We start from the raw sequence: 22,419 nt of genomic DNA on the forward strand, positions 1-22,419 counted from the left end.
ACCATGGCATTACTAGACTTCTTTCTGTCCCGCAAAAAGCAGACAGCCAATATAGCCAAGGAACGGCTGCAGATTATCGTCGCGGAGCGTCGTCGGGGGGACAGTGAACCCCCGTATCTGCCTGATTTGAAACGTGATATTCTGGCGGTAATTTGCAAATACATTCAAATCGACCCTGAAATGCTGCACGTGCAGTTTGAGCAGAAAGGGGATGATATTTCGGTACTTGAACTCAACGTGACATTACCGGAATCGGAAGAAGTAACTAAATGAGCGTGACGCATTAATTACCCCCTGTATATTTTCTACAGGGGGTAACTGTATGCATACCCAGTTATTGAGATAAACAAGACCCAATAATCATTTTTACCCTTTGGGAATAATCTCAATTAATCTTGCGTCGCGGTTGTTTAAAGTAAATGCTGGCGGTAAGTGTCTTTACTTAAATTATTTTTAATCAATATTCAGAGCAGTGTTTCCTTACCCTGCCCCGACTTTCTCGCAACCCGATTAATAATCCTTCAAAATATCCTGAAGCGGCGTCGCTAATAAATCACCGCGCCAACCGCTGACTAATTCTGGCAAGTTGTCCCCCGCTTTCAATTTCCAATGCCAATTCAGCAACTGATTAATCTGCCGACGCGAGGCCAGCAATTCGCTACTTAAGCCGCTTTGCTCGCTGACAATGACGATCGCCGCTTTGATTTCCTTGAACACTTTCTTATAACCCGGCTGGTCGATCAGGTTCGGTAACGGCTCCGGCAGTGCCGATTCATCCAGCTCACCGGCTTCTGCCACCAGCGCCACCAACGTTTTACCGTGATAACGGATTTCCGGGCCGCTCAACCCCAGCGAGTCCAACTCTCCCAGCGAGGTCGGCATATGACGCGCTACCTGCCAGAGATTCTCTTCACGCACCACAAAGTTCACCGCCAGATCACGCTCACGCGCCTGGCGCAGTCGCCATTCCGCCAGCTTCTGCAAGCAACCCAACTGGCGCGGGCGCAGTTGCCAGGCGTTGGTGATTTCACGGTAGGCCAATTCCGGCGCCAGCGTCTCGCTACGGCGTTGGCACAACAGCAGGCATTCATTGCTGGCGGCCGCGGTCCAACCGGCCTCTTCCGTCTCCTGCACCAGCCGTTTGGCCATTGGCAGCAGATAGAACACGTCGGCAGCGGCGTAGACACACTGTTTTTCCGTTAATGGACGCGCCAACCAGTCGGTACGGGCTTCGCTTTTATCCAGCTCCACCTGCATATACTCCGCGACCAGGGTGGCAAAGCCACAGGACATAGGTCGACCGGTAAAAGCCGCCAGGATTTGAGTATCGACCAGTGGTGTCGGCAGGGTTTTGAAGGCATTGAGGAACACTTCCAGATCCTCACTGCCGGCGTGCAGGAACTTCACTATCTCTGTGTTGCTCAGCAGCTCAATAAACGGTTGCCACTGCTTGATTGGCAAGGGGTCAATCAGAGAGAGTTGTTCACCGTCGTATAACTGAATCAGGCCTAACTGCGGATAGTAAGTGCGCGTTCTGACAAATTCGGTGTCCAGCGCAATCTGGGCATGCTGTTTCGCCTGCTCGCAGACCTGCTGCAATCCGGCATCGGTAGTGATCAACTGATAGTTCAAAACGTCATTCTCTTGGTCGCTTTCATGATTCAAACACAACAACGCCGGCATTCACCGGCGTTGTTGATCTGTAAGGCGTGGATGATAGCCTAGGCGGCATCGGCCGCCACAGGTTTTTTCTGCTCATCACGCAGTTCTCGTCGCAAAATTTTACCGACGTTAGACTTCGGCAATTCATCGCGAAACTCAACAATTTTAGGCACTTTATACCCGGTGAGCTGCCGACGGCAATGGGTCAACAGCTCTTCTTTGGTCAGCGAGGCGTCTTTCTTCACCACGCAGATCTTCACCGCTTCACCGGATACGTCACTCGGTACGCCGATCGCCGCACATTCCAGCACTTTCGGATGTTGACTGACCACGTCTTCGATCTCGTTCGGGTATACGTTAAACCCGGAAACCAGAATCATATCTTTCTTACGATCAACGACGCGTACAAAGCCCATCTCGTCCACTGTAACGATATCGCCGGTCGCGAGCCAGCCATCTTTCATTACTTCATCGGTGGCATCCGGCCGCTGCCAGTAGCCTAACATAACTTGTGGTCCTTTAACCCACAGTTCCCCCGGCTCGCCGACCGGCACATCATTGCCGTTATCATCCATCAGTCGTATGTCAGTGGATGATACCGGCAGACCGATACTGCCGCTATAGTGCGTCAAGTCGTGCGGGTTGCAGGTGACCAAGGGTGCGCATTCGGTCAGTCCATAGCCTTCCAAAAGGTGCTTGCCGGTGGTTTTCTCCCACTTGTCCGCCACCGCTTTCTGCACCGACATACCGCCACCGACCGAGAAACGCAGCGTCGAGAAGTCGAGTTGATGGAAGTCGGCATTATTCAGCAACGCATTAAACAAGGTATTCACCCCACTTATCGCGGTGAACGGATAGCGCCCCAGCTCTTTCACCAGCCCTGGAATATCACGCGGGTTGGTGATCAACAGATTACGGCCGCCTAATTCAATGAACAGCAGGCAGTTCACCGTTAATGCAAAGATGTGGTAGAGCGGCAATGCGGTGACAATCAGCTCCTGACCATCGCGGAACAGCGGCTCGTAGGCGGCTTTGGCCTGCGCCACGTTGGCCTGCATGTTACGGTGCGTCAGCATCGCGCCTTTGGCCACGCCGGTGGTGCCACCGGTATATTGCAGGAACGCCAGGTCAGAGTTGATGATATCGGGTTTAACGTACTGCAGCCGGCGGCCGCGCTGCAGCGCACTACGGAAAGAAATAGCCGCCGGCAGATGGTATTTCGGTACCAGCCGCTTAATGTATTTCACCACAAAGTTAACCAAGGTGCCTTTGGCGGCGGAGAGCTGATCACCCATGCGCGTCAGGATCACGTGTTTTACCTGGGTGTTGAACACCACTTTTTCCAGCGTGTGGGCAAAATTGGAGACGATTACGATGGCACTGGCACCGCTGTCGTTCAGTTGGTGCTCCAGCTCTCGCGGCGTATACAGCGGATTAACGTTAACCACCACCATGCCGGCTCGCAAAATGCCAAACAGCGCGATCGGATACTGCAACAGATTCGGCATCATCAGCGCAACACGATCGCCCTTCTGCAGGCCCAACTCGTTTTGCAGATAAGCGGCAAAAGCCCGACTGCGCTCTTCCAACTTGCGGTAAGTCATCACTTCGCCCATGTTCATGAAAGCCGGTTGATCCGCATAACGCTGAACCGCATTTTCAAACATTTCGACCAAAGATGAATAACGATCGGCGTCGATCTCTGCCGGAACATCCGCCGGGTAACGTTTTAACCAGACCTTATCCAAGGTATTACTCCTGAAATCATTATTCATTGTCATCGCAGCCCCTAAATATGCAGCCAAACCATAACAATATTTTAACTCAGCAGACCAGTTTGAGTTTTAAACAATATTCAGGTTGCGATGTACGTCACTAATTGGCACCGTTTCCCTGCGCCAAAAGAAAAAGGCAGCCGGAGCCGCCCTAATAAAATGGTGAATGCCTAACTAACACTACTCGGTAACGATGGTTTGCACCTGTGCCGGGCCAGGATTGTACCAGCCATAACCCACGCCCCAACCTGGGCCCCAGGTACCGCCACGCCAACCCCATGGCCCCATTGGGGCCGGCGGCATCATCACCTGTTGGGTGAGGTGCCAGCGTTTATAGCCGGTAGCATTCATGGTGACAAACTTGTACGGCGTCATGCCAATCTTGCCGTCTCTCACGCCGGTGATCGGTCCGACCACGGTAACCAACTGACCTTTGAAATCCACCGGCTCCAGGAAACCGTTAACCGAGGCTAATAAACGTCCCCGCGACGGTTCGCCCAAAATAGGCCGGGCACCGGAGTCGAGCGGCACAGCGGCGATTTCCAACACCGTGCGCCCCTGCTCATTGGCAACATTCACCACGGTGCCACCAAAACGGGCCTCGGCCCCAACAAACAGGTTCGGCGCATTCTGCACCGAGGATAACTGCTGCACCGGTGTTTCCGTGCTGCCTTTAATGGCGTCGGGTACGGTTACGCAGCCCGACAGCACCAGCGCGCCACCGGCAATGGCCAGCAGCGACATTTTTTTATTTACAGTGCGGGTTAACATCGTCGCAATCTCCTGAAATAGCTGTAACTTTGACATCAATTCACAGAGCAAGTTGCAGTTCATTCATATCCCGATTGCTACCAAAGCACAATAGGTTGCGCTATTCACGCCCCGGCAATTTTTTCCAGGTGACCTCATTACGCAGGTAGGTTGGTTCGGCATTTTCAACCGCGACCGCCAGCCCCTGTTGCCAGGCATGCAACGCCAACGGCAGCATATCTTCCGCCTGCGGCAGCAGCATTTGACCATCACCCAGGTTTAACGAGGAACCGCTGACCAGATCCGGATAGGTTTGCCAGCCGGTACCCACATGCGCCCAGTGCCCTTGCAGGCCTTGCGCTCGTTCCAACGCTTGCGGTGGTGAAAGTACCGCTTCGCCTTCGCTTTCCAGCCAATGGCCGTCTTGCTGACGCTCAAACTGGCCCCAGTAAACCTCACCCATGCGCGCATCTATCGCCGCCAGCACCCGATCAGCCCTGGTGACGCGCCAGGCGCCTTGCGCCATAGTCTGCAACGTAGAGATACCCAGCAGTGGCAAGCTGGCACCCAGCGCCAGGCCCTGTGCGATACCAATACCAATGCGCACGCCGGTAAAGCTGCCGGGCCCGCGGCCGAAGGCCAGAGCATCGAGCTGATTAAGGGTGAGACCGGATTCCGTCAGCACTTGCTGCACCATCGGTAAAATGCGTTGCGTATGCTCACGTGGGCACAGTTCAAACAGGGCGTGGATTTCGCCTTGATTCCAGATAGCAACGGAACAGGCTTCCGTCGCTGTATCGATCGCTAAAATTCGCGTGGACATGCCAACCTCAGGCGGGAAAAAAACAGGGTTTTTCATACAGGGCGCGCATTGTAGCACAGCCCTGAGGTCACGCCTATCCGCTAGCGCTCTGCCTGCAAGAAGGCAATTGCCTGGGCGATATCACGGGTACGTGGCGTCGGCGGCAGGCTGTTGAGGAACACTTCGCCATACGGCCGCATCACCAAACGGTTATCGCAGATCACCAGTACGCCGCGATCGTCGGTATCGCGGATCAGACGCCCAACGCCCTGTTTCAGGGTGATGACCGCATCCGGCAGTTGCACATCGTTAAACGGATCGCCACCGCGTAACCGACAATCTTCAATCCTCGCTTTCAACAGCGGGTCTTCAGGCGAGGTAAACGGCAGTTTGTCGATGATCACGCACGACAAAGCATCGCCACGCACGTCCACCCCTTCCCAGAAGCTGCTGGTCGCCACCAACAACGCGTTACCGGATTCAACAAACTGCGCCAACAGTTGGCCCTTACTGGTTTCCCCCTGCAGCAGGACCGGCAAGGTCATGGTCGCACGGAACTCTTCCGCCAGTTCGCGCATCATCTGGTGTGAGGTACAGAGGAAGAAACAGCGGCCGTTATTGGCCTCAATCAGCGGGCGCAGCATACGCGCCAGTTGCCGAGCGCCACCCGGCTGATTCGGTGACGGCAAAAAGCGCGGTACACACAGCAATGCCTGTTTGGCGTAGTCGAACGGGCTGGCCAGCAGCAAGGTTTTGGCCTTGTTCAGGCCAAGGCGCTCGGTAAAGTGCCCCATTTGTTCATTAACCGACAGGGTTGCCGAGGTGAAGATCCAACTGCCCGGTTTCTCGTCCAACAGTTCACGGAAACGATCGGCGACCGTCAGCGGCGTCAGCGCCAGGACAAAATGGCGTGAGTTGCACTCATACCAGTAGCTAAAACCCGGTTCATTGACCTCTTTCAAACGTTTGAGGCGCGCACGATACAGCGTGGCACGCTCGAAGGCGGCATCCAGCAGGGCCGAACGGCCCAGGGACAGTTTGACCACGTCGTAACACAACTCCAATGCATCATCGAGCAGCAGTAAGGCACGTTGCACATTGGGTTGGCTTAGTACCTCGCGCAGATTGCCACGAAACCCCGGCTCCCCCAGCATCAAGCGGAAGTCCTGCGTGCTTTGGCTGAGGCGGTCGGCGCTTTTTTGTAACTGGGCCGCGTCACGCACTTCGGTGCGGTAGGCAATGGAAATGTCTTTCGCCAAATCCAGTAGTTGGCGGCTGGTCAGCTGTTTGCCGAAATACTGACTGGCAATATCCGGGATCTGATGCGCTTCATCGAAGATCATCACATCGGCCTCGGGGATCAGTTCGGCAAAGCCGCCCTCTTTCACCACCATGTCCGCCAGGAATAAATGGTGGTTCACCACCACCACGTCGGCATCCATGGCACGGCGACGCGCCTTGACCACAAAGCAATCTTTATACAGCGGACAATCGCTGCCCAGACAGTTATCGTTGGTGCTGGTCACCAGCGGCCAGACGAAGCTGTCTTCCGCCACGTCGCTGCAGCTACTGATGTCACCCTCTTTGGTCATTGATGACCATTTACGCAGATGGACCAGATCGATCAGCGCCTGTCCTGCCAGCTCACCACCGGCCATCGACTGCTGTTCAAGACGTTCCAGACACAGATAGTTGGATCGCCCCTTCAACAATGCCATCTTACCTTTGTACTTCAGCGCTTTGGCGACGGTGGGCAGATCGCGTGCATAAAGCTGATCCTGCAGCGCTTTTGAACCGGTGGAGATAATCACTTTGCGATCGGCCCGCAGTGCCGGTGCCAGGTAGGCGAAGGTTTTACCGGTGCCGGTGCCCGCTTCGACCACCAACTCCTGCTTGAAGTTAATGGCTTCGGTAACCGCTTCCGCCATCTGCCGCTGTGCTTCACGCGGTTTGAAACCCTTGATTGCCTGCGCCAGGGCGCCGTCTGTTGCGAAATCGTCTGTCACGCTATCTCTCTGCCGGTGTAATTCAGCGTTGATTATGCCAATCCTGCCGCGCGGCTACCACCGACTTTATCATCAAGCATTTCTACCGGAGGCTGTGATACCCTTAAGGTGATGATGATATGGAGATAACTGAATGAATATCGAACGAATTGATCCGGACCAGCGTTGGTCAGAAGCCGTGGTTCACAACGACACAGTTTATTACACCAGCGTGCCGGAAAATCTGGATGATGACGCCACTGCGCAGACCGCTAACGCACTGGCGGCGATTGATGTGATCCTGGCCCGGGTGGGTTCCGATAAAAGCCGGGTGCTGGACGCCACTATTTTTCTGGCCGACGGTGCCGACTTTGCTGCAATGAATGCGGCCTGGGATGCCTGGGTGGTTGCCGGTAGCGCCCCAGTACGTTGCACTGTGCAAGCCAAACTGATGAACCCGAAGTACAAGGTTGAAATCAAAATTATTGCCGCGCTGTAAAGTAAAAAAACCGCAGACGATAACGCCTGCGGTTTTATTGGGTGTCACCGGCTGCTGATTAAGCCAGTTTGATGATCACCATTCCCGCCAGTAACAGCACCAAACCGATCCAGCCTTTGGCATTCAGCCGTTGACCGAACAGGATCCAGCCGGCTGCGATGGTCGCGGCAATACCGAAACCGCCCCACAATGCATAGGCAACCGACAAATCAATCCCCTTCACTGCCTGCGCCAGCGCACTGAACGCCCCCAGCACCGACAACAAAGACAACAGACCCAACCAAACCTTGCGGAAGCCGTCCGACATTTTCAGGAAAATGTTGGCAATAATCTCCAGCACGATCGCCAGCCCCAGAAACGCGATGTGGTACAACTCAAGCTGTTGCATGGTTGTCACCTCGCGGAGTGGCCTGTTTGCGTGGCTTGCGGGTACCGGACTTGACCAGCATGATACCGGCAATCAGGGTGACCAGACCCAACAGTTTCAACGCCGAGATCGGTTCGTCAAACCACATCACGCTGAACAGGGTAATAAACAGAATGCCAATGCCTTCCCACAGGGCATAAGCAACCCCCAGAGCAACGCGTTTAACCGCCAACGACAGCATCACATACGACGCGGTGATCATCACATACATCACAATATGGCCGGTCATGCCGCCGCTGACGCTGGCGTATTTCATTGACAGGGTACCGATAATTTCGGTCACAATGGCCAAACCTAAAAAGATCCAATAAATCATGATTTCTCTCCCAAACGGCGAATAACGCACGCTAAGGCATATTTATCCCGATTTATCTCGTCGGACAGGCGCAACGAGGCGCTGACGACGCAGAGATCCCTGGGGATAAACTGACCCAAACGTAATAAAAATGTTTGCCCGGCTACGCGGAATGACGGAGGACTGAGCCTGTCACCAGCACCGGTTAAGGGAGAAAGACGCTATAGCTCGCTGCACCAGTGATGCTCACTGGCAAGGATGGCAGACAGGAAAAGCTGGCAAGTAGAGGTTCTGAGGGTAATTCCATTAGTTGTCATCATAAGTATTCTCTATTCTCAGCCGCACATAATCTTGTTACACGGAGTGCGATTTGCCCAATATCCTCATCAAGTAAAATTTTCAACTGAGATAGTTGTACCATAGCAATAATTATAAAGCAAACCGCTGTTTTCGCAAAAAGGATAAAAAAACAGTTTAAAAATAATAAAGTTAACTAATTTAAAAATAAAAAAAAGACCCAACAAGTCGTTGAGCCTTCGTTTAAGTTGGACCGACCCAATAATCGGCGACCCCAGGCCCGGCGCAGGTTACGCCGTAGCGCCGTTAACTGCGGTTCGCGCCAGTTCAGTGATGCGGGCGTAGTCACCATTTTCCAGCGCATCGGCTGGCACCAACCAGGATCCACCGATACACAGCACGCTTTTCAGCGCCAGGTAATCACGGTAATTGTTCGGTGTAATACCGCCGGTCGGACAGAAACGCACTTGCGGGAATGGGCCGCCGATCGCCTGTAGTGCCTTCACACCGCCGTTGGCTTCCGCCGGGAAGAACTTGAACTCCCGCAGGCCATGATCCATCCCCAGCATCAACTCTGAAACGGTGCTGATGCCCGGAATCAATGGAATGGTACCTGCGGTAGCCGCTTTCAGAAGCGACTCTGTCAGGCCTGGGCTGATGGCAAATTGCGCACCTGCTTCGGTCACCGCCTGCAACTGCTGTGGGTTAAGCACCGTACCGGCACCGATAATCGCCTCCGGCACCTCAGTGGCGATAGCGCGGATCGCGTCTATGGCACAAGCGGTGCGCAAGGTGACTTCCAATACTCGCACGCCACCGGCTACCAGCGCCCTGGCCAACGGCACCGCATGTTCCAGCTTGTTGATCACAATAACCGGAACTACCGGGCCTGCGGTCAGGATCTGTTCTGCGCTGGTTTTCCAGTTTTTCATCGTTACTTCTCCATTACTTACGGGTTATCAATGGCACGCCCCTGCCACAGGGCTCCGCATCTAAACGCGGGCGTCCGGCCGTACCCCAAGTGATGTTGTGCCCCGGAACTGCAGGCAAAAAAATGCCGGCAGATAATCTGCCGGCCGGGTCATTATTCGAACTCGTTCCAGGAACGGCCATCGCGGGTGATCATCGCCACCGAGGCAACCGGGCCCCAGGTGCCGGACTGATACGGCTTCGGCGCTTCGTTATCCGCTTTCCAGGCGTCCATGATGGAGTCCACCCACTTCCAGGCTTCTTCCACTTCATCCCGGCGCACAAACAGCGCCTGGATGCCACGCATGGTCTCCAGCAACAGGCGCTCATAGGCATCAGCCACGTGCTCCTGGTTGAAGGTCTCTGAGAAACTCAGATCCAGCTTGGTAGTTTGCAGACGGTGTTTGTGATCCAGCCCCGGGACCTTGTTCAACACCTGGATCTCGATGCCTTCATCCGGCTGCAGACGAATGGTCAATTTGTTCTGCGGCAACTGCTGGTAAGAATCGCTGAACAGGTTCAACGGCGGGTTCTTGAAGTAGACCACTACCTCAGAACATTTGGTCGGCAAACGCTTACCGGTACGCAGGTAGAACGGCACGCCGGCCCACTGCCAGTTGTCGATATCGACACGGATGGAGACGAAGGTTTCAGTATTGCTGCTTTTGTTCGCCCCTTCCTCTTCCAGGTAGCCCGGTACCTTTTTGCCCTGTACGAAGCCGGCGGTGTACTGGCCACGTACCGTGGTTTCACGCACATTGGTCTGATTGATGCGACGCAGTGAGCGCAGAACCTTCACTTTCTCATCACGAATGCGGTCAGTGCTCAAGTCCGCCGGTGGTGACATGGCGATCATGGTCAGAATTTGCAGCAGGTGGTTCTGGATCATGTCGCGCATCTGGCCGGCCTGGTCAAAGTAGCCCCAGCGCCCTTCAATCCCCACCTCTTCCGCCACGGTAATCTGCACGGAGTCGATGGTGCGGTTGTCCCAGTTGGAGGCGAACAGTGAATTGGCAAAACGCAGCGCCAACAGGTTCAACACCGTCTCTTTACCAAGATAGTGGTCAATACGGTAAACCTGGCTCTCGTTGAAGTACTCCGCAACCTGATCGTTAATCACGCGGGAAGACGCCAGATCGGTACCGAGCGGTTTTTCCATCACTACGCGCGCCGGATCGTGGTTCAACTTGGCTTCACCCAAGCCTTTGCAGATCGCGCCGAAGGTGCTTGGCGGCATGGCAAAGTAGTTAATGGTGGTGCGATGCTTCTGATCCAGCATTTTGCCCAGTTTGGCAAAGTTCTTGCTGTCGTTCACATCCAGGTTGCAGAAATCCAGGCGCGCGCTCAGCGTGGCCCAAAGTTCGTCATCCAGTTTTTCTTTCATAAAGGTGCCAAGCGCTTCCTTGACCACCTTGGTGTAGGCTTCTTTATCCCACTCGGCACGGCCGACGCCGATAATACGGGTATCCGGGTGGATATGACCGGCTTTCTCTAACTGGTACAGGGAAGGCAACAGCTTACGACGCGCCAAATCGCCTTTCGCTCCGAAAATAACCAGGTCACACGCCTGGGCTGTAGAGGTTACCGCCATGTTCATCTCCTCGTTGCAGGATATTTGTAATTTTCTTACATTACTAATGTACTCTCTTTAACTACGGCCAGTAAACCCGGATCAAAAGCAGAAAAAAAGCCCCAGAAATTGCAGTGTTAAGCGCTGTCGGTGGTATTTGCCGCGGACCAAACTAAAAACTGTAATTTTCTGTCTTTTTTGACGCCCTTTTACCATTATGAAAGTTAGACACAGGTCATGTTCTGATGAAAAAACTCTGCATACCCTCTGTCGACACTGCCAACGGTTACCAGCACGTAGTATATTTTCACTAAACCGGCATTGATTTCTCCTTTGATTGAAATCGACATACCCTATGAGTGGACTCTCGTTATATGAATACGCTGGAAAAAATCCAGAGCCATCTGGAGCTGCTGAGCAAATCTGAACGGAAAGTCGCTGAGGTGATCCTGGCCTCCCCGCAGACCGCCATTCACTCCAGTATCGCGACGCTGGCCCGCATGGCGGACGTTAGCGAACCCACCGTCAACCGCTTTTGTCGCCGTCTCGATACCAAGGGTTTTCCCGATTTTAAACTGCATCTTGCCCAAAGCCTGGCCAACGGCACCCCGTACGTAAATCGTAACGTGGAGGAAGATGACAGCGTTGCTTCCTATACCGGTAAAATTTTCGAATCTGTAATGGCCAGTCTCGATACAGTAAAGGCAAATTTGGATATTGCAGCAATCAATCGTGCGGTTGACCTGCTCACCCAGGCAAAAAAAATCTCTTTCTTCGGTTTAGGCGCCTCGGCGGCCGTCGCCCACGACGCCATGAACAAATTTTTCCGCTTTAATATCCCGGTGGTCTATTTCGATGACATCGTCATGCAACGCATGGGATGCATGAACTCCAGCGAGGGAGATGTAGTGGTGTTAATCTCTCACACCGGCCGCACCAAAAACCTGGTGGAAATGGCACAGCTGGCGCGTGAAAACGACGCCACAGTCATTGCCATCACCTCACGTGATACCCCTCTGGCGCAAGAGGCAACCCTGGCATTGTTGCTCGATGTACCGGAAGATACCGACGTTTATATGCCGATGGTGTCACGAATTGCGCAATTAACGCTCATCGACGTTCTGGCCACCGGATTTACCTTGCGCAGGGGGGCCAAATTCAGAGATAACTTGAAGCGGGTCAAGGAAGCGTTGAAAGAATCGCGCTTTGATAAGGGGGCAGTCATCCCCAACAATTTCGACTCGTAACCGATGTGAAAAAAACTGTCGTTCAAAATAGTCTGAACGGCGGCATTAGAGGCAGTACCCTGTTAAAACGCTCATGCGGGTAACCCGAGTGAAATATCAGTGTAGTAAAATTACATTTCACTCCTGGTTTCGTTATCCGACGTTATCGCAACACCAATAATTTGCTTCACCAGTCAACGGAGTAATACATGTCCAGACGGCTCAGAAGAACCAAAATTGTTACCACCCTGGGTCCGGCTACTGACCGCGACAATAATCTGGAAAAGATCATTGCCGCCGGCGCTAACGTAGTTCGGCTTAACTTTTCCCACGGCACGGCAGAAGACCACCAGATTCGCGCTGACAAAGTGCGTGAAATTGCTGCCAAGTTGGGACGTCACGTCGCTATTCTGGGTGACCTGCAAGGGCCGAAAATTCGCGTTTCTACCTTTAAGGAAGGCAAAATCTTCCTTAACATCGGCGATAAATTCCTGCTTGATGCCAACATGTCCAAGGGCGAAGGCGATAAAGAAAAAGTCGGTATCGACTATAAAGGCCTGCCTGCCGACGTGGTGCCAGGCGACGTACTGCTGCTGGATGACGGCCGCGTACAGCTGAAAGTGCTCGAAGTTCAGGGCATGAAAGTGTTTACCGAAGTGACCGTTGGCGGCCCGCTGTCCAACAACAAAGGCATCAACAAGCTGGGTGGCGGCCTGTCCGCTGAAGCCCTGACCGAGAAAGACAAGGCCGATATTGTCACCGCGGCAAAAATCGGCGTCGACTACCTGGCAGTTTCCTTCCCGCGTACCGGTGAAGACCTGAACTACGCCCGCCGTCTGGCCCGCGATGCAGGCTGTAACGCCAAGATCGTGTCCAAGGTGGAACGTGCCGAAGCCGTCTGCAGCGACGAAGCTATGGATGACATTATTCTGGCCTCCGACGTAGTGATGGTAGCCCGTGGCGATTTGGGCGTCGAAATCGGCGATCCGGAGCTGGTCGGCATCCAGAAAAAACTGATCCGTCGCGCCCGTACGCTGAACCGCGCCGTGATTACCGCAACCCAGATGATGGAGTCGATGATCACCAACCCAATGCCGACCCGCGCCGAAGTTATGGACGTGGCGAACGCCGTGTTGGATGGGACTGACGCCGTGATGCTGTCTGCTGAAACTGCGGCAGGCCAATACCCGGCAGAAACCGTGGCGGCTATGGCACGCGTTTGTCTGGGCGCTGAGAAGATCCCAAGCATCAACGTCTCCAAACACCGTCTGGACGTGCAGTTCGACAACATTGAAGAAGCTATCGCCATGTCTTCAATGTACGCGGCTAACCATCTGAAAGGGGTTACCGCCCTGATCGCCATGACCGAGTCCGGACGCACAGCGCTGATGATGTCACGTATCAGTTCCGGCCTGCCGATCTTCGCCATGTCACGTCATGAGCACACGCTGAACCTGACCGCGCTGTACCGTGGCGTTACGCCGGTGTACTTCGACAGCCACGAAGACGGCGTCATCGCGGCCAATGACGCGGTTAACCGCCTGCGCGACAAAGGCTTCCTGGTATCCGGCGATCTGGTGATCGTCACCCAGGGCGACGTGATGGAAACCGTTGGGACCACCAACACCAGCCGTATCCTGCGCGTCGAGTAACCCAAACTGCTGCCGGCCGTACCTCGGCCGGCATTTTTCCCCGCTCCGCCCTTCCCCCCTGTTAAACTCATCTCCAGTCGCCACTACGGCAAATGGAGAGCCATCGATGCTTCATCAACACCCACAGCAAAACCACACTGAACAAGCGCTGGATCTCGACGGCCTGGGGCTGGAGAATTTGGCAGAGGAAAGCCTGCGGGGTAACTCGCTGCTGAAAATCAGTCTGTACGACAATCGACTTCGCCAGTTCCCGATGCAAATCCTGCAGCATACCGACCTGCAGGTATTGAATATCTCCTGCAACCAGCTTAGTGAGCTTCCGGTCGAAATAGGCCAACTGCAAGGGCTGGCAATGCTGGATTGCGGCCACAATAAGGCCAACAACGTACCTGCAAGCATCGGTGAACTGCGTGAGCTAACCTATCTTTATCTGAGCGACAATGCCTTTTGTGACTTGCCTGTCGAGCTGGGCCGGTTACACAAGTTGCGCTATCTGAACGTGACGGATAATCAGCTCAGTGAACTGCCAGCGGCCATTGTTCAACTCGGTACCCTGCAGGAATTGCGGTTGTACAATAATCAACTTGTCAGTTTGCCAACCACTGTCGGACAGTTGACCGCACTGCGGGAACTGCACCTGATGAAAAACCGCCTGACCACGCTACCGGATGAAATTGCCCTGTTGTCTGAGCTGGCCGTGCTGGATCTGGAAAATAATGCCATCAACCGGTTACCGGCTGCATTTTGCCACTTGCCCAGCCTGACTCACCTCAACCTGCGAACTAATCAGCTACAGCAGTTACCGGAGGATTTTGGCCAGCTAACGGCCCTGAGCACGCTTGACCTGCGCGCTAACCACCTGAGCAGCCTACCGGACAGCATGACGGCATTGACGAACCTGCGACGGTTGGACCTGCGTTGGAACAACTTTGCCCAGATACCCGCCGTACTGGAGCCGCTGATGGCTCAGGGTTGCATGGTACATATCTAAGCGCAGCTAAAACAAAGGGCCAGACACCCTGAGATGACTGGCCCTTAACCCCAAGCAAAACCTCGCTTAGCGGTATAAATCATCACGCGAATAAGGTTCTATCTCACCTTCTTTACGCGTTTTCAATAGTTTGAGGATCCAGGTGTACTGCTCCGGATTCGGCCCCACCAGATTCTCCACCTCTTCATTCATCCGACGCGCAATATAGTGGTCATCGGCCGTAGCCAAATCATCCATCGGCGGACGAATATAAACATCCAGCATACTGGTCTTGCCATCATACACCGGGAACAATGGCACAATGGCCGCGCGGCAAACTTTCATCAGGCGTCCAACCGCCGGCAGCGTCGCCTTATAGGTGGCGAAGAAATCGACGAATTCACTGTGTTCAGCACCGTGATCCTGGTCGGGCAAATAATAACCCCAGTAGCCCTGACGCACCGAACTGATAAACGGCTTGATGCCGTCATTGCGCGCATGCATCCGGCCACCAAATTTACGGCGCACCGTATTCCACAGATAATCGACTAACGGATTACTCTGGTTGTGGAACATCGCCGCCATCGGCTGACCGCGAGCCGCCATCAGCATCGCCGGAACATCCACCGCCCAACCATGCGGCACCAGGAAAATCACGTTACGACCTTCTTCACGGATTTTATCCAGCACCTCTTCACCATGCCAGCGAACACGCTTGAGCACTTTCTCCGGTTTGGTGCAGGCCAGCTCGGCCATCAGGATCATCGATTGCGGCGCGGTGGCGAACATCTCATCAATGATGTGCTCACGCTCGTTTTCCGGCACTTCCGGCAGGCAGTACAGCAGGTTAATACGCGCGCGGCGTCGGGCACCTTTAGCCACTTTGCCGGCAAGCTTGCCAACCGCACCAAGCACCGGATCGCGCAGGCGAGCAGGCACCAATGAAATGCCGGCCATCAGCCCGGTTCCCAGCCAAACGCCCCAGTAGCGTGGGTGGTAAAAGGCTTTCTGAAATTGTGGAATGAACTCTGAGTTCGATTTTTTTTCGTTTTGCATGCACAAGCTCTTAACTTAGCGGTTCGGCTAATCATAATTGCAAAGGTCGATTTTGCAATTAACCACGGCGAAGCACCAATATAAAACAACATCGGCCCGAAATCAGGCCGATGGAATCACTGGCGCAGTAACGCGCCCGAACAAAGGGATTAGTCCAACTGCAGTTGCGGAGTGACTTCCTTCACCTGCGCCAGATAATCACTGCGATCTTTACCGCTCAGCCCTTCGGAGCGTGGCAGTTTCGCCGTCAGCGGGTTCACCGCCTGTTGGTTGGTCCACATTTCAAAGTGCAGATGCGGGCCGGTTGAGCGGCCGGTGTTGCCGGACAATGCGATACGGTCACCACGTTTCACCTTCTGCCCTGGCTTAACCAGCAGCTTTTTCAGGTGCATATAACGCGTGGTGTATTGGCGGCCATGACGGATCGCCACATAGTTACCGGCAGCGCCGCTACGTTTGGCGATCAACACTTCACCGTCACCCACGGCCAACACTGGAGTACCGACCGGCATGGCAAAATCGACACCTTTGTGCGGCGCAATGCGCCCGGTGACCGGATTAACCCGACGCGGGTTGAAGTTGGAAGAAATGCGGAACTGCTTCATGGTTGGGAAACGCATAAAGCCTTTCGCCAGGCCGGAACCCTGACGATCGTAGAATTTACCGTCCTCGGCACGGATAGCATAGTAGTCCTTGCCGCCGGTACGCATGCGCACACCCAGTAACTGGCTCTGAGCACTCTTGCCGTCAAAGTGTTCGCGGGACATTAATACCGCGAATTGATCGCCCTTGCGCAGTTTGCGGAAATCCAACTGCCACTGCAGCGCTTTGATCACCGAATTGATTTCTGCTCGGCTCAGGCCGGCACTGCTGGCGCTGCTGACAAAGCTGCCGTTCAAACGGCCGCTGATCACGTTGTTGCGCCATTCGCCCTGCTGAGATTCCTGGGTTTCTTTGAAGTTGTTGCCAGTACGATCGTAGGTGCGGGTCTCACGCCGGGAGACTTCCCAGGTCAAACGCTGCAGATCGCCGGCATCATTCACTGTCCATGACAGCTGCTGGCCGATTTTCAGATTACGCAGATCGCGGTTTTGCGATGCCAGCAGCGTGACGTCCGACATATCGATACCATATTGGGTCAGGATACTGCCCAGGGTATCGCCAGTGGAAACCACATATTCATGCACTCCATCCTCACCGGCGACCTTCTGGTCCAGCTCATCCTGTGGGATGTCATCATCGGGGGTGGCTTGGTCGAGATCGATCGGCTCACTGGCTTCGGGCAGCAAGGACCGTAACTGACTGGATTCTAATTCAATACTCTTAACGATGGGGTTATGTTCTGGGTGATAAACAAAAGGCCGCCAGACGGCAACGGCCAATGTAACCACTGTCAGCGACCCCAGCATGACGCGATGGGGCCGTGGCAGGTTGTTATACGCCAGAGCGATAGTTTTGACTATCTGCTGCACTCGATTTTATCCTCATAATCTTTACTTCAGGCAGCTCACGTACTGGTTTGACAGCTGAGTCAGGAAGTTCCCGTAGCTGTCTTTCCCCAGTGCGATGCCGGTGCCCAGCGGGTCCAGCGTTCCAGAACGCACTTTGGTCCCCTTGGCAACCGCATTGATTACGGCCGGCCTGAATTGTGGCTCAGCAAAAACGCAGACTGCTTTCTGCTCAACCAACTGTGTTCGAATTTGGTGTAAGCGCTGTGCTCCAGGCTGGATTTCGGGATTAACGGTAAAATGGCCCAATGGGCTCAGCCCGAAATGTTTCTCAAAATAGCCGTAAGCATCATGAAAAACAAAATATCCCCTACCTTGCACAGGCTTAAGCATGTTACCAACATTTTTGTCAGTTTGCGTCAGCAGATTCTCGAACTGGCGCAGGTTTGCGTCTAATTTGTCCTTATTTTGTGGCATAAGTTCCAATAACCTGTCGTGAATCGCGATCGCGGTCACTTTTGCCACCTCCGGAGACAGCCAAACGTGCATGTTATACTCGCCGTGATGGTGTCCATCGTCCCCGGCATGATCGGCATGATTATGCGCATCGGCTGCATGATCATGGTCGTGCCCATGGTCGTGTTCGTCGTCTTCGCCCTTCATCAGCAGAGGTTTCACCCCACTCAATTCGCTGATGGCAAGTTGGCGGTTAGCCGACACAGAGGTTAAGGATTTAGTCAGAAAGGCCTCCATATCCGGCCCCACCCACACCACCAGATCGGCGGCGCGCAGACGCTGGATATCGGAAGGCCGCAGCGCGAAATCGTGTGGTGATGCACCATCCGGCAGCAGCACCTCGGTCGGTGTCACGCCGTCGGCTATCGCCGCAGCGATAAAACCGACCGGGCGAATCGAGGTCACCACCGCCGCAGAGGCACTACTCAGGGGCCCGGCCATCATCAATGCGGTTGCCAGCAGCGTACGCTGCAGCCATTTATTTTTCTGTGCCATTCTCAGTTATCCCGTCGTTTTCATCAGCGAGGCGTGATATTATAACATTCGGTTAGTTCTGCAAAATGTAATCATGAGATGTCCACACTGACAACGCTAAAAAATATCTCCGTCTCCTTTGGTAGCCGCAAGGTGCTGTCGAATATTTCGCTCAGCCTTCAGCCGGGCCGTATTCTGACGTTGCTCGGCCCTAATGGCGCGGGCAAATCTACGCTGGTGCGAGTGGTGCTGGGCTTGGTTGCGCCCACCGAAGGAACACTGGTGCGTGAGCCTGGCCTGCGCATTGGTTACGTGCCGCAAAAATTGCACCTCGACGCTACCCTGCCGCTTACCGTCAGCCGCTTTATGCGTCTGAAGCCCGGCGTCAAAAAGGCAGATATTCTGCCTGCGCTGAAGCGCGTGCAAGCAGCCCACCTGCTCGATCAACCCATGCAAAAACTCTCCGGCGGTGAAAACCAGCGCGTATTGCTGGCCCGTGCGCTGTTGAACAAGCCACAACTGCTGGTGCTGGATGAGCCGACCCAAGGGGTTGACGTCAACGGCCAACTGGCGCTGTACGATCTGATCGACCAACTGCGTAAAGAATTGGGCTGTGCGGTATTAATGGTGTCCCATGACCTGCACCTGGTGATGGCGAAAACCGATGAAGTGCTGTGCCTCAACCAACACATCTGCTGTTCCGGCGCACCGGAAGTGGTCTCGATGCATCCTGAATTTATCGCCATGTTCGGTAACCGTGGTGCGGAACAACTGGCGGTCTATCGTCACCACCATAATCACCGTCACGACCTGCAAGGACGAATTGTGTTGAAAAATACCGGGGGCCGTGAGGCATGATCGAACTGTTATTACCCGGCTGGCTGGCCGGGGTGTTGTTGGCCTGCGCCGCCGGTCCACTCGGCTCATTTGTGGTCTGGCGTCGGATGTCCTATTTCGGCGATACCCTGGCACACGCTTCATTGTTAGGCGTGGCGTTCGGCCTGCTGCTGGACGTGAATCCCTTCTATGCGGTGATTGCCGTAACGCTGGTACTGGCGCTGGTGTTGGTGTGGCTGGAGCGTCGCCCACAGCTTTCCGTTGATACTCTGCTCGGCATTATGGCTCACAGCGCACTTTCATTGGGGCTGGTCGTGGTAGCGTTGATGTCCAACGTGCGGGTCGATCTGATGGCCTATCTGTTTGGCGATCTGCTGTCGGTCACCCTCAACGATATCTGGATGATTGGCATTGGGGTCACAGTCGTGCTGCTGATCCTGTGGTGGCAGTGGCGCAACCTGCTGTCGATGACCGTCAGCCCTGAGCTGGCACACGTTGACGGCGTTAATCTGGTGCGCGCACGTACCGTGTTGATGCTGGTGACCGCCCTGACCATTGGCCTGGCGATGAAATTCGTCGGTGCGCTGATCATCACTTCACTGCTGATTATTCCGGCAGCAACCGCACGACGCTTCGCCCGTACACCGGAACAAATGGCGGGATATGCGGTGTTGGTGGGCGTGCTGGCCGTAACCGGTGGATTAACCTTCTCGGCCTTCTACGATACCCCGGCTGGCCCATCGGTCGTTTTAAGCGCCGCAGTGCTGTTTGTTTTGAGCTTATCCAAAAAACAGCAAGCCTGATTTCAGACTGCTATAGATGTACAAAGGGCCGCAACGCGGCCCTTTTCTAATGCTGACGGTTATTCAATACTTACTCTTCGCGCACCATGCCAAAGTGTTTATAGGCATGATTGGTGGCCATACGTCCGCGTGGCGTGCGCTGGATAAAGCCTTGCTGGATCAGGAAGGGTTCGATAACGTCCTCGATAGTTTCCCGCTCCTCGCCAATCGCGGCTGCCAGGTTATCCAGACCCACCGGCCCGCCGGTGAACTTGTCGATAATCGCCAGTAGGAGCTTGCGGTCCATGTAGTCGAAACCTTCGGCATCAACGTTCAGCATATCCAGTGCCTGCATCGCCACTTCACCATTGATCACCCCATTGGCACGGACTTCGGCAAAGTCACGCACCCGACGCAGTAAGCGGTTGGCAATACGCGGAGTCCCACGTGCGCGGCGAGCCACTTGATGGGCCCCCTCTTCCGACAGATCCAGTCCCAGGCAATTGGCGCTGCGTGAAACAATGTGCTGCAAATCGGCGACCTGATAAAACTCCAGACGCTGCACAATGCCAAAGCGATCACGCAGTGGCGAGGTCAGTGAACCGGCGCGGGTGGTTGCGCCCACCAGCGTGAACGGCGGCAAATCGAGTTTGATCGAGCGTGCGGCCGGACCTTCGCCGATCATGATATCCAGCTGATAATCTTCCATCGCCGGGTACAGCACTTCTTCTACTACCGGAGAGAGACGGTGGATTTCATCGATAAACAAAACGTCGTGAGGTTCGAGGTTGGTCAGCATCGCGGCCAGATCGCCCGCCTTTTCCAATACCGGCCCGGAAGTGGTGCGCAGGTTAACGCCCATTTCATTGGCGACGATGTTGGCCAGCGTGGTTTTACCCAACCCTGGTGGACCGAAGATCAGTAAATGGTCCAGCGCGTCGCCACGCTGCTTGGCCGCCTGAATAAAGATTTCCATCTGCTCGCGGACATGCGGCTGACCAACGTATTCTGTCAGCAGCTTCGGCCGAATGGCGCGATCAAGAAACTCCTCTTCATTGATCGGTTCGGCAGAAATCAGGCGATCGGCTTCAATCATTATCTACCCCTTATTGACGCTTACAGCGCGGCGCGCAACGCGTCACGGATCAGGGTTTCGCAATCGGCGCCCGGTTTGGCGATTTTGCTGACCATGCGGCTGGCTTCTTGCGGTTTGTAGCCCAGGGCCACCAGCGCAGAAGCCGCTTCGGCTTCCGCATCCATTTCGGCAGCTTGTGCTGCGGTGGGGAGCGTGATTTCACTACTGTTGTTGAACAGATCGCCATTAAGCCCTTTGAAGCGGTCTTTCATTTCTACCACCAGACGCTCAGCGGTTTTCTTGCCAACCCCAGGCAATTTCACCAGTGTGGTGATCTCTTCACGCTCTACCGCACTGACAAACTGTTGCGCCGACATGCCGGACAAAATAGCCAGCGCCAGCTTTGGCCCTACGCCGTTGACTTTGATCAACTCGCGGAACAACGCACGCTCTTGTTTATCATTAAAGCCGTACAGCAGTTGTGCATCTTCGCGCACCACAAATTGGGTAAACACGATAGCCTCTTGCCCCAGTTCCGGCAGCTCATAAAAGCAGGTCATCGGCATATGCACTTCATAGCCCACGCCGTTTGCCTCCAGTAATACCAGTGGCGGCTGCTTTTCCAGAATATTTCCTCTGAGACGACCTATCATTAACCCTCCTGCAGAATTCATGAGCATGACCTGCTGCCATGCCGTGCTGGTAAAGCTTATAACATAAAAAAGGCTGGATGAATATCCAGCCTAAGTGATCACTGATTAAACCCTACTTTAAACGCCCCCGCGCCAGGTTCAACCGCCCTTCGCTCATCCGCAGCACGTTTTGGCTGAGATGGCAGTGGGTAATGGCGATGGCCAACGCATCGGCGGCGTCAGCCTGGGGATTGGCCGACAGTTTAAGCAAGGAGCGCACCATATGCTGCACCTGCGCTTTTTCCGCCGCGCCGGTACCGACCACCGTTTGCTTCACCTGGCGGGCTGCATATTCAAACACTTCCAGATCCTGGTTCACGGCAGCGACAATCGCCACGCCGCGCGCCTGCCCAAGCTTGAGCGCCGAATCCGGGTTCTTCGCCATAAACACCTGTTCGATGGCGAAAAAATCCGGTTTAAACTGGGTGATGATTTCGCTAACGCCCGCATAAATCAGCTTCAAACGCGTCGGCATATCATCCACCACGGTGCGGATACAGCCGCTGGCAATATAGGTCAGCTGGCGACCCTGCTGGCGAATAAGGCCATAACCGGTGACGCGCGATCCGGGATCGATACCGAGAATGATCGTCATCCCTACACCCACCTTGCGTTAAGCATTAACTTCGCCAGGCGCTGCCACAAAGCAGCGCCGTACTT

22 protein-coding genes are annotated in these 22,419 nt (G+C 54.5%); 7 read left to right on the forward strand and 15 right to left on the reverse strand.

Annotation, left to right across the window (positions count from 1 at the left end; translation table 11 throughout):
* Nucleotides 1-3: 3 nt before the first annotated feature.
* Entirely contained in the window at nt 4-273 is a 270-nt protein-coding gene (gene minE / locus F8R23_RS05230) for a cell division topological specificity factor MinE (RefSeq protein WP_012145482.1), read from the forward strand.
* 237 nt (nt 274-510) lie between these two features.
* Here minE and rnd read toward each other — a convergent pair whose 3' ends face one another.
* The 5 genes from rnd to yoaA all read right to left on the reverse strand — a co-directional run bounded on the left by rnd (nt 511) and on the right by yoaA (nt 6,995).
* The gene (gene rnd, locus F8R23_RS05235; protein ID WP_129935149.1) at nt 511-1,632 is read right to left on the reverse strand and encodes a ribonuclease D; all 1,122 of its coding nucleotides are present in this window, start codon (nt 1,630-1,632) and stop codon (nt 511-513) included.
* Between the two features lie 89 nt (nt 1,633-1,721).
* Nucleotides 1,722-3,410, reverse strand: coding sequence for a long-chain-fatty-acid--CoA ligase FadD (gene fadD / locus F8R23_RS05240; protein WP_129934391.1), 1,689 nt, complete (start codon nt 3,408-3,410; stop codon nt 1,722-1,724).
* Nucleotides 3,411-3,617: 207 nt separating this feature from the next.
* Nucleotides 3,618-4,208 (reverse strand): Slp family lipoprotein, encoded by a 591-nt coding sequence (locus tag F8R23_RS05245; RefSeq protein ID WP_099064259.1) that lies wholly within the window; start codon nt 4,206-4,208, stop codon nt 3,618-3,620.
* A gap of 100 nt (nt 4,209-4,308) precedes the next feature.
* Nucleotides 4,309-5,010: a tRNA (adenosine(37)-N6)-threonylcarbamoyltransferase complex dimerization subunit type 1 TsaB gene (gene tsaB / locus F8R23_RS05250; protein WP_129934390.1), complete on the reverse strand. Its 702-nt coding sequence runs from the start codon at nt 5,008-5,010 to the stop codon at nt 4,309-4,311.
* Between the two features lie 80 nt (nt 5,011-5,090).
* Nucleotides 5,091-6,995: a DNA repair helicase YoaA gene (gene yoaA, locus F8R23_RS05255; RefSeq protein ID WP_085117141.1), complete on the reverse strand. Its 1,905-nt coding sequence runs from the start codon at nt 6,993-6,995 to the stop codon at nt 5,091-5,093.
* A 133-nt stretch (nt 6,996-7,128) separates the two neighbouring features.
* Between yoaA and F8R23_RS05260 the strand changes: the two genes are divergently transcribed.
* A complete protein-coding gene (locus F8R23_RS05260) occupies nt 7,129-7,473 on the forward strand; it encodes a RidA family protein (RefSeq protein WP_044551823.1) in 345 nt (114 codons plus the stop codon).
* A 58-nt stretch (nt 7,474-7,531) separates the two neighbouring features.
* Here F8R23_RS05260 and mdtI read toward each other — a convergent pair whose 3' ends face one another.
* The 4 genes from mdtI to zwf form a co-directional block, all read right to left on the reverse strand.
* The gene (gene mdtI / locus F8R23_RS05265; protein ID WP_012145489.1) at nt 7,532-7,861 is read right to left on the reverse strand and encodes a multidrug/spermidine efflux SMR transporter subunit MdtI; all 330 of its coding nucleotides are present in this window, start codon (nt 7,859-7,861) and stop codon (nt 7,532-7,534) included.
* The gene (mdtJ, locus tag F8R23_RS05270; protein ID WP_165366352.1) at nt 7,848-8,216 is read right to left on the reverse strand and encodes a multidrug/spermidine efflux SMR transporter subunit MdtJ; all 369 of its coding nucleotides are present in this window, start codon (nt 8,214-8,216) and stop codon (nt 7,848-7,850) included. The genes mdtI and mdtJ overlap by 14 nt, the downstream gene beginning before the upstream one ends.
* A gap of 566 nt (nt 8,217-8,782) precedes the next feature.
* Nucleotides 8,783-9,424, reverse strand: coding sequence for a bifunctional 4-hydroxy-2-oxoglutarate aldolase/2-dehydro-3-deoxy-phosphogluconate aldolase (locus F8R23_RS05275; RefSeq protein ID WP_112348401.1), 642 nt, complete (start codon nt 9,422-9,424; stop codon nt 8,783-8,785).
* Between the two features lie 152 nt (nt 9,425-9,576).
* A complete protein-coding gene (gene zwf / locus F8R23_RS05280) occupies nt 9,577-11,052 on the reverse strand; it encodes a glucose-6-phosphate dehydrogenase (RefSeq protein ID WP_112348400.1) in 1,476 nt (491 codons plus the stop codon).
* A 353-nt stretch (nt 11,053-11,405) separates the two neighbouring features.
* On the opposite strand from zwf, the gene F8R23_RS05285 reads away from it, so the two are divergent.
* The 3 genes from F8R23_RS05285 to F8R23_RS05295 all read left to right on the forward strand — a co-directional run bounded on the left by F8R23_RS05285 (nt 11,406) and on the right by F8R23_RS05295 (nt 14,900).
* Nucleotides 11,406-12,278, forward strand: coding sequence for a MurR/RpiR family transcriptional regulator (locus tag F8R23_RS05285; protein ID WP_129934389.1), 873 nt, complete (start codon nt 11,406-11,408; stop codon nt 12,276-12,278).
* 188 nt (nt 12,279-12,466) lie between these two features.
* Complete coding sequence (pyk, locus tag F8R23_RS05290; protein ID WP_085117145.1) at nt 12,467-13,909, forward strand: pyruvate kinase; 1,443 nt, start codon at nt 12,467-12,469, stop codon at nt 13,907-13,909.
* A 106-nt stretch (nt 13,910-14,015) separates the two neighbouring features.
* Nucleotides 14,016-14,900: a leucine-rich repeat domain-containing protein gene (locus F8R23_RS05295; RefSeq protein ID WP_129938228.1), complete on the forward strand. Its 885-nt coding sequence runs from the start codon at nt 14,016-14,018 to the stop codon at nt 14,898-14,900.
* 66 nt (nt 14,901-14,966) lie between these two features.
* Here F8R23_RS05295 and lpxM read toward each other — a convergent pair whose 3' ends face one another.
* From lpxM to znuA, 3 genes are all read right to left on the reverse strand, one after another.
* On the reverse strand, nt 14,967-15,935 hold the full coding sequence (lpxM, locus tag F8R23_RS05300) for a lauroyl-Kdo(2)-lipid IV(A) myristoyltransferase (RefSeq protein WP_085117147.1): 969 nt from the start codon (nt 15,933-15,935) through the stop codon (nt 14,967-14,969).
* A 149-nt stretch (nt 15,936-16,084) separates the two neighbouring features.
* Nucleotides 16,085-17,407 (reverse strand): murein DD-endopeptidase MepM, encoded by a 1,323-nt coding sequence (mepM, locus tag F8R23_RS05305; protein ID WP_129934386.1) that lies wholly within the window; start codon nt 17,405-17,407, stop codon nt 16,085-16,087.
* Between the two features lie 21 nt (nt 17,408-17,428).
* Nucleotides 17,429-18,394 carry a zinc ABC transporter substrate-binding protein ZnuA gene (znuA, locus tag F8R23_RS05310; RefSeq protein ID WP_129938229.1) on the reverse strand — a complete coding sequence of 322 codons (966 nt, stop codon included), beginning with the start codon at nt 18,392-18,394 and terminating at the stop codon, nt 17,429-17,431.
* Nucleotides 18,395-18,472: 78 nt separating this feature from the next.
* On the opposite strand from znuA, the gene znuC reads away from it, so the two are divergent.
* The gene (gene znuC / locus F8R23_RS05315) at nt 18,473-19,231 is read left to right on the forward strand and encodes a zinc ABC transporter ATP-binding protein ZnuC (RefSeq protein WP_112348397.1); all 759 of its coding nucleotides are present in this window, start codon (nt 18,473-18,475) and stop codon (nt 19,229-19,231) included.
* The gene (znuB, locus tag F8R23_RS05320) at nt 19,228-20,013 is read left to right on the forward strand and encodes a zinc ABC transporter permease subunit ZnuB (protein WP_112348396.1); all 786 of its coding nucleotides are present in this window, start codon (nt 19,228-19,230) and stop codon (nt 20,011-20,013) included. Before znuC ends, znuB begins: the two co-directional genes overlap by 4 nt.
* A 70-nt stretch (nt 20,014-20,083) precedes the next feature.
* On the opposite strand, the gene ruvB is transcribed toward znuB, so the two are convergent.
* The 3 genes from ruvB to ruvC form a co-directional block, all read right to left on the reverse strand.
* Nucleotides 20,084-21,088, reverse strand: coding sequence for a Holliday junction branch migration DNA helicase RuvB (gene ruvB / locus F8R23_RS05325; RefSeq protein WP_099064267.1), 1,005 nt, complete (start codon nt 21,086-21,088; stop codon nt 20,084-20,086).
* A 20-nt stretch (nt 21,089-21,108) separates the two neighbouring features.
* Nucleotides 21,109-21,720: a Holliday junction branch migration protein RuvA gene (ruvA, locus tag F8R23_RS05330; RefSeq protein WP_099064268.1), complete on the reverse strand. Its 612-nt coding sequence runs from the start codon at nt 21,718-21,720 to the stop codon at nt 21,109-21,111.
* Nucleotides 21,721-21,832: 112 nt separating this feature from the next.
* The gene (gene ruvC / locus F8R23_RS05335) at nt 21,833-22,354 is read right to left on the reverse strand and encodes a crossover junction endodeoxyribonuclease RuvC (protein ID WP_112348395.1); all 522 of its coding nucleotides are present in this window, start codon (nt 22,352-22,354) and stop codon (nt 21,833-21,835) included.
* Nucleotides 22,355-22,419: the final 65 nt, after the last annotated feature.

Origin of the sequence: Serratia proteamaculans, from assembly GCF_008830365.1 — a bacterium.
GTDB lineage: Bacteria > Pseudomonadota > Gammaproteobacteria > Enterobacterales > Enterobacteriaceae > Serratia > Serratia proteamaculans.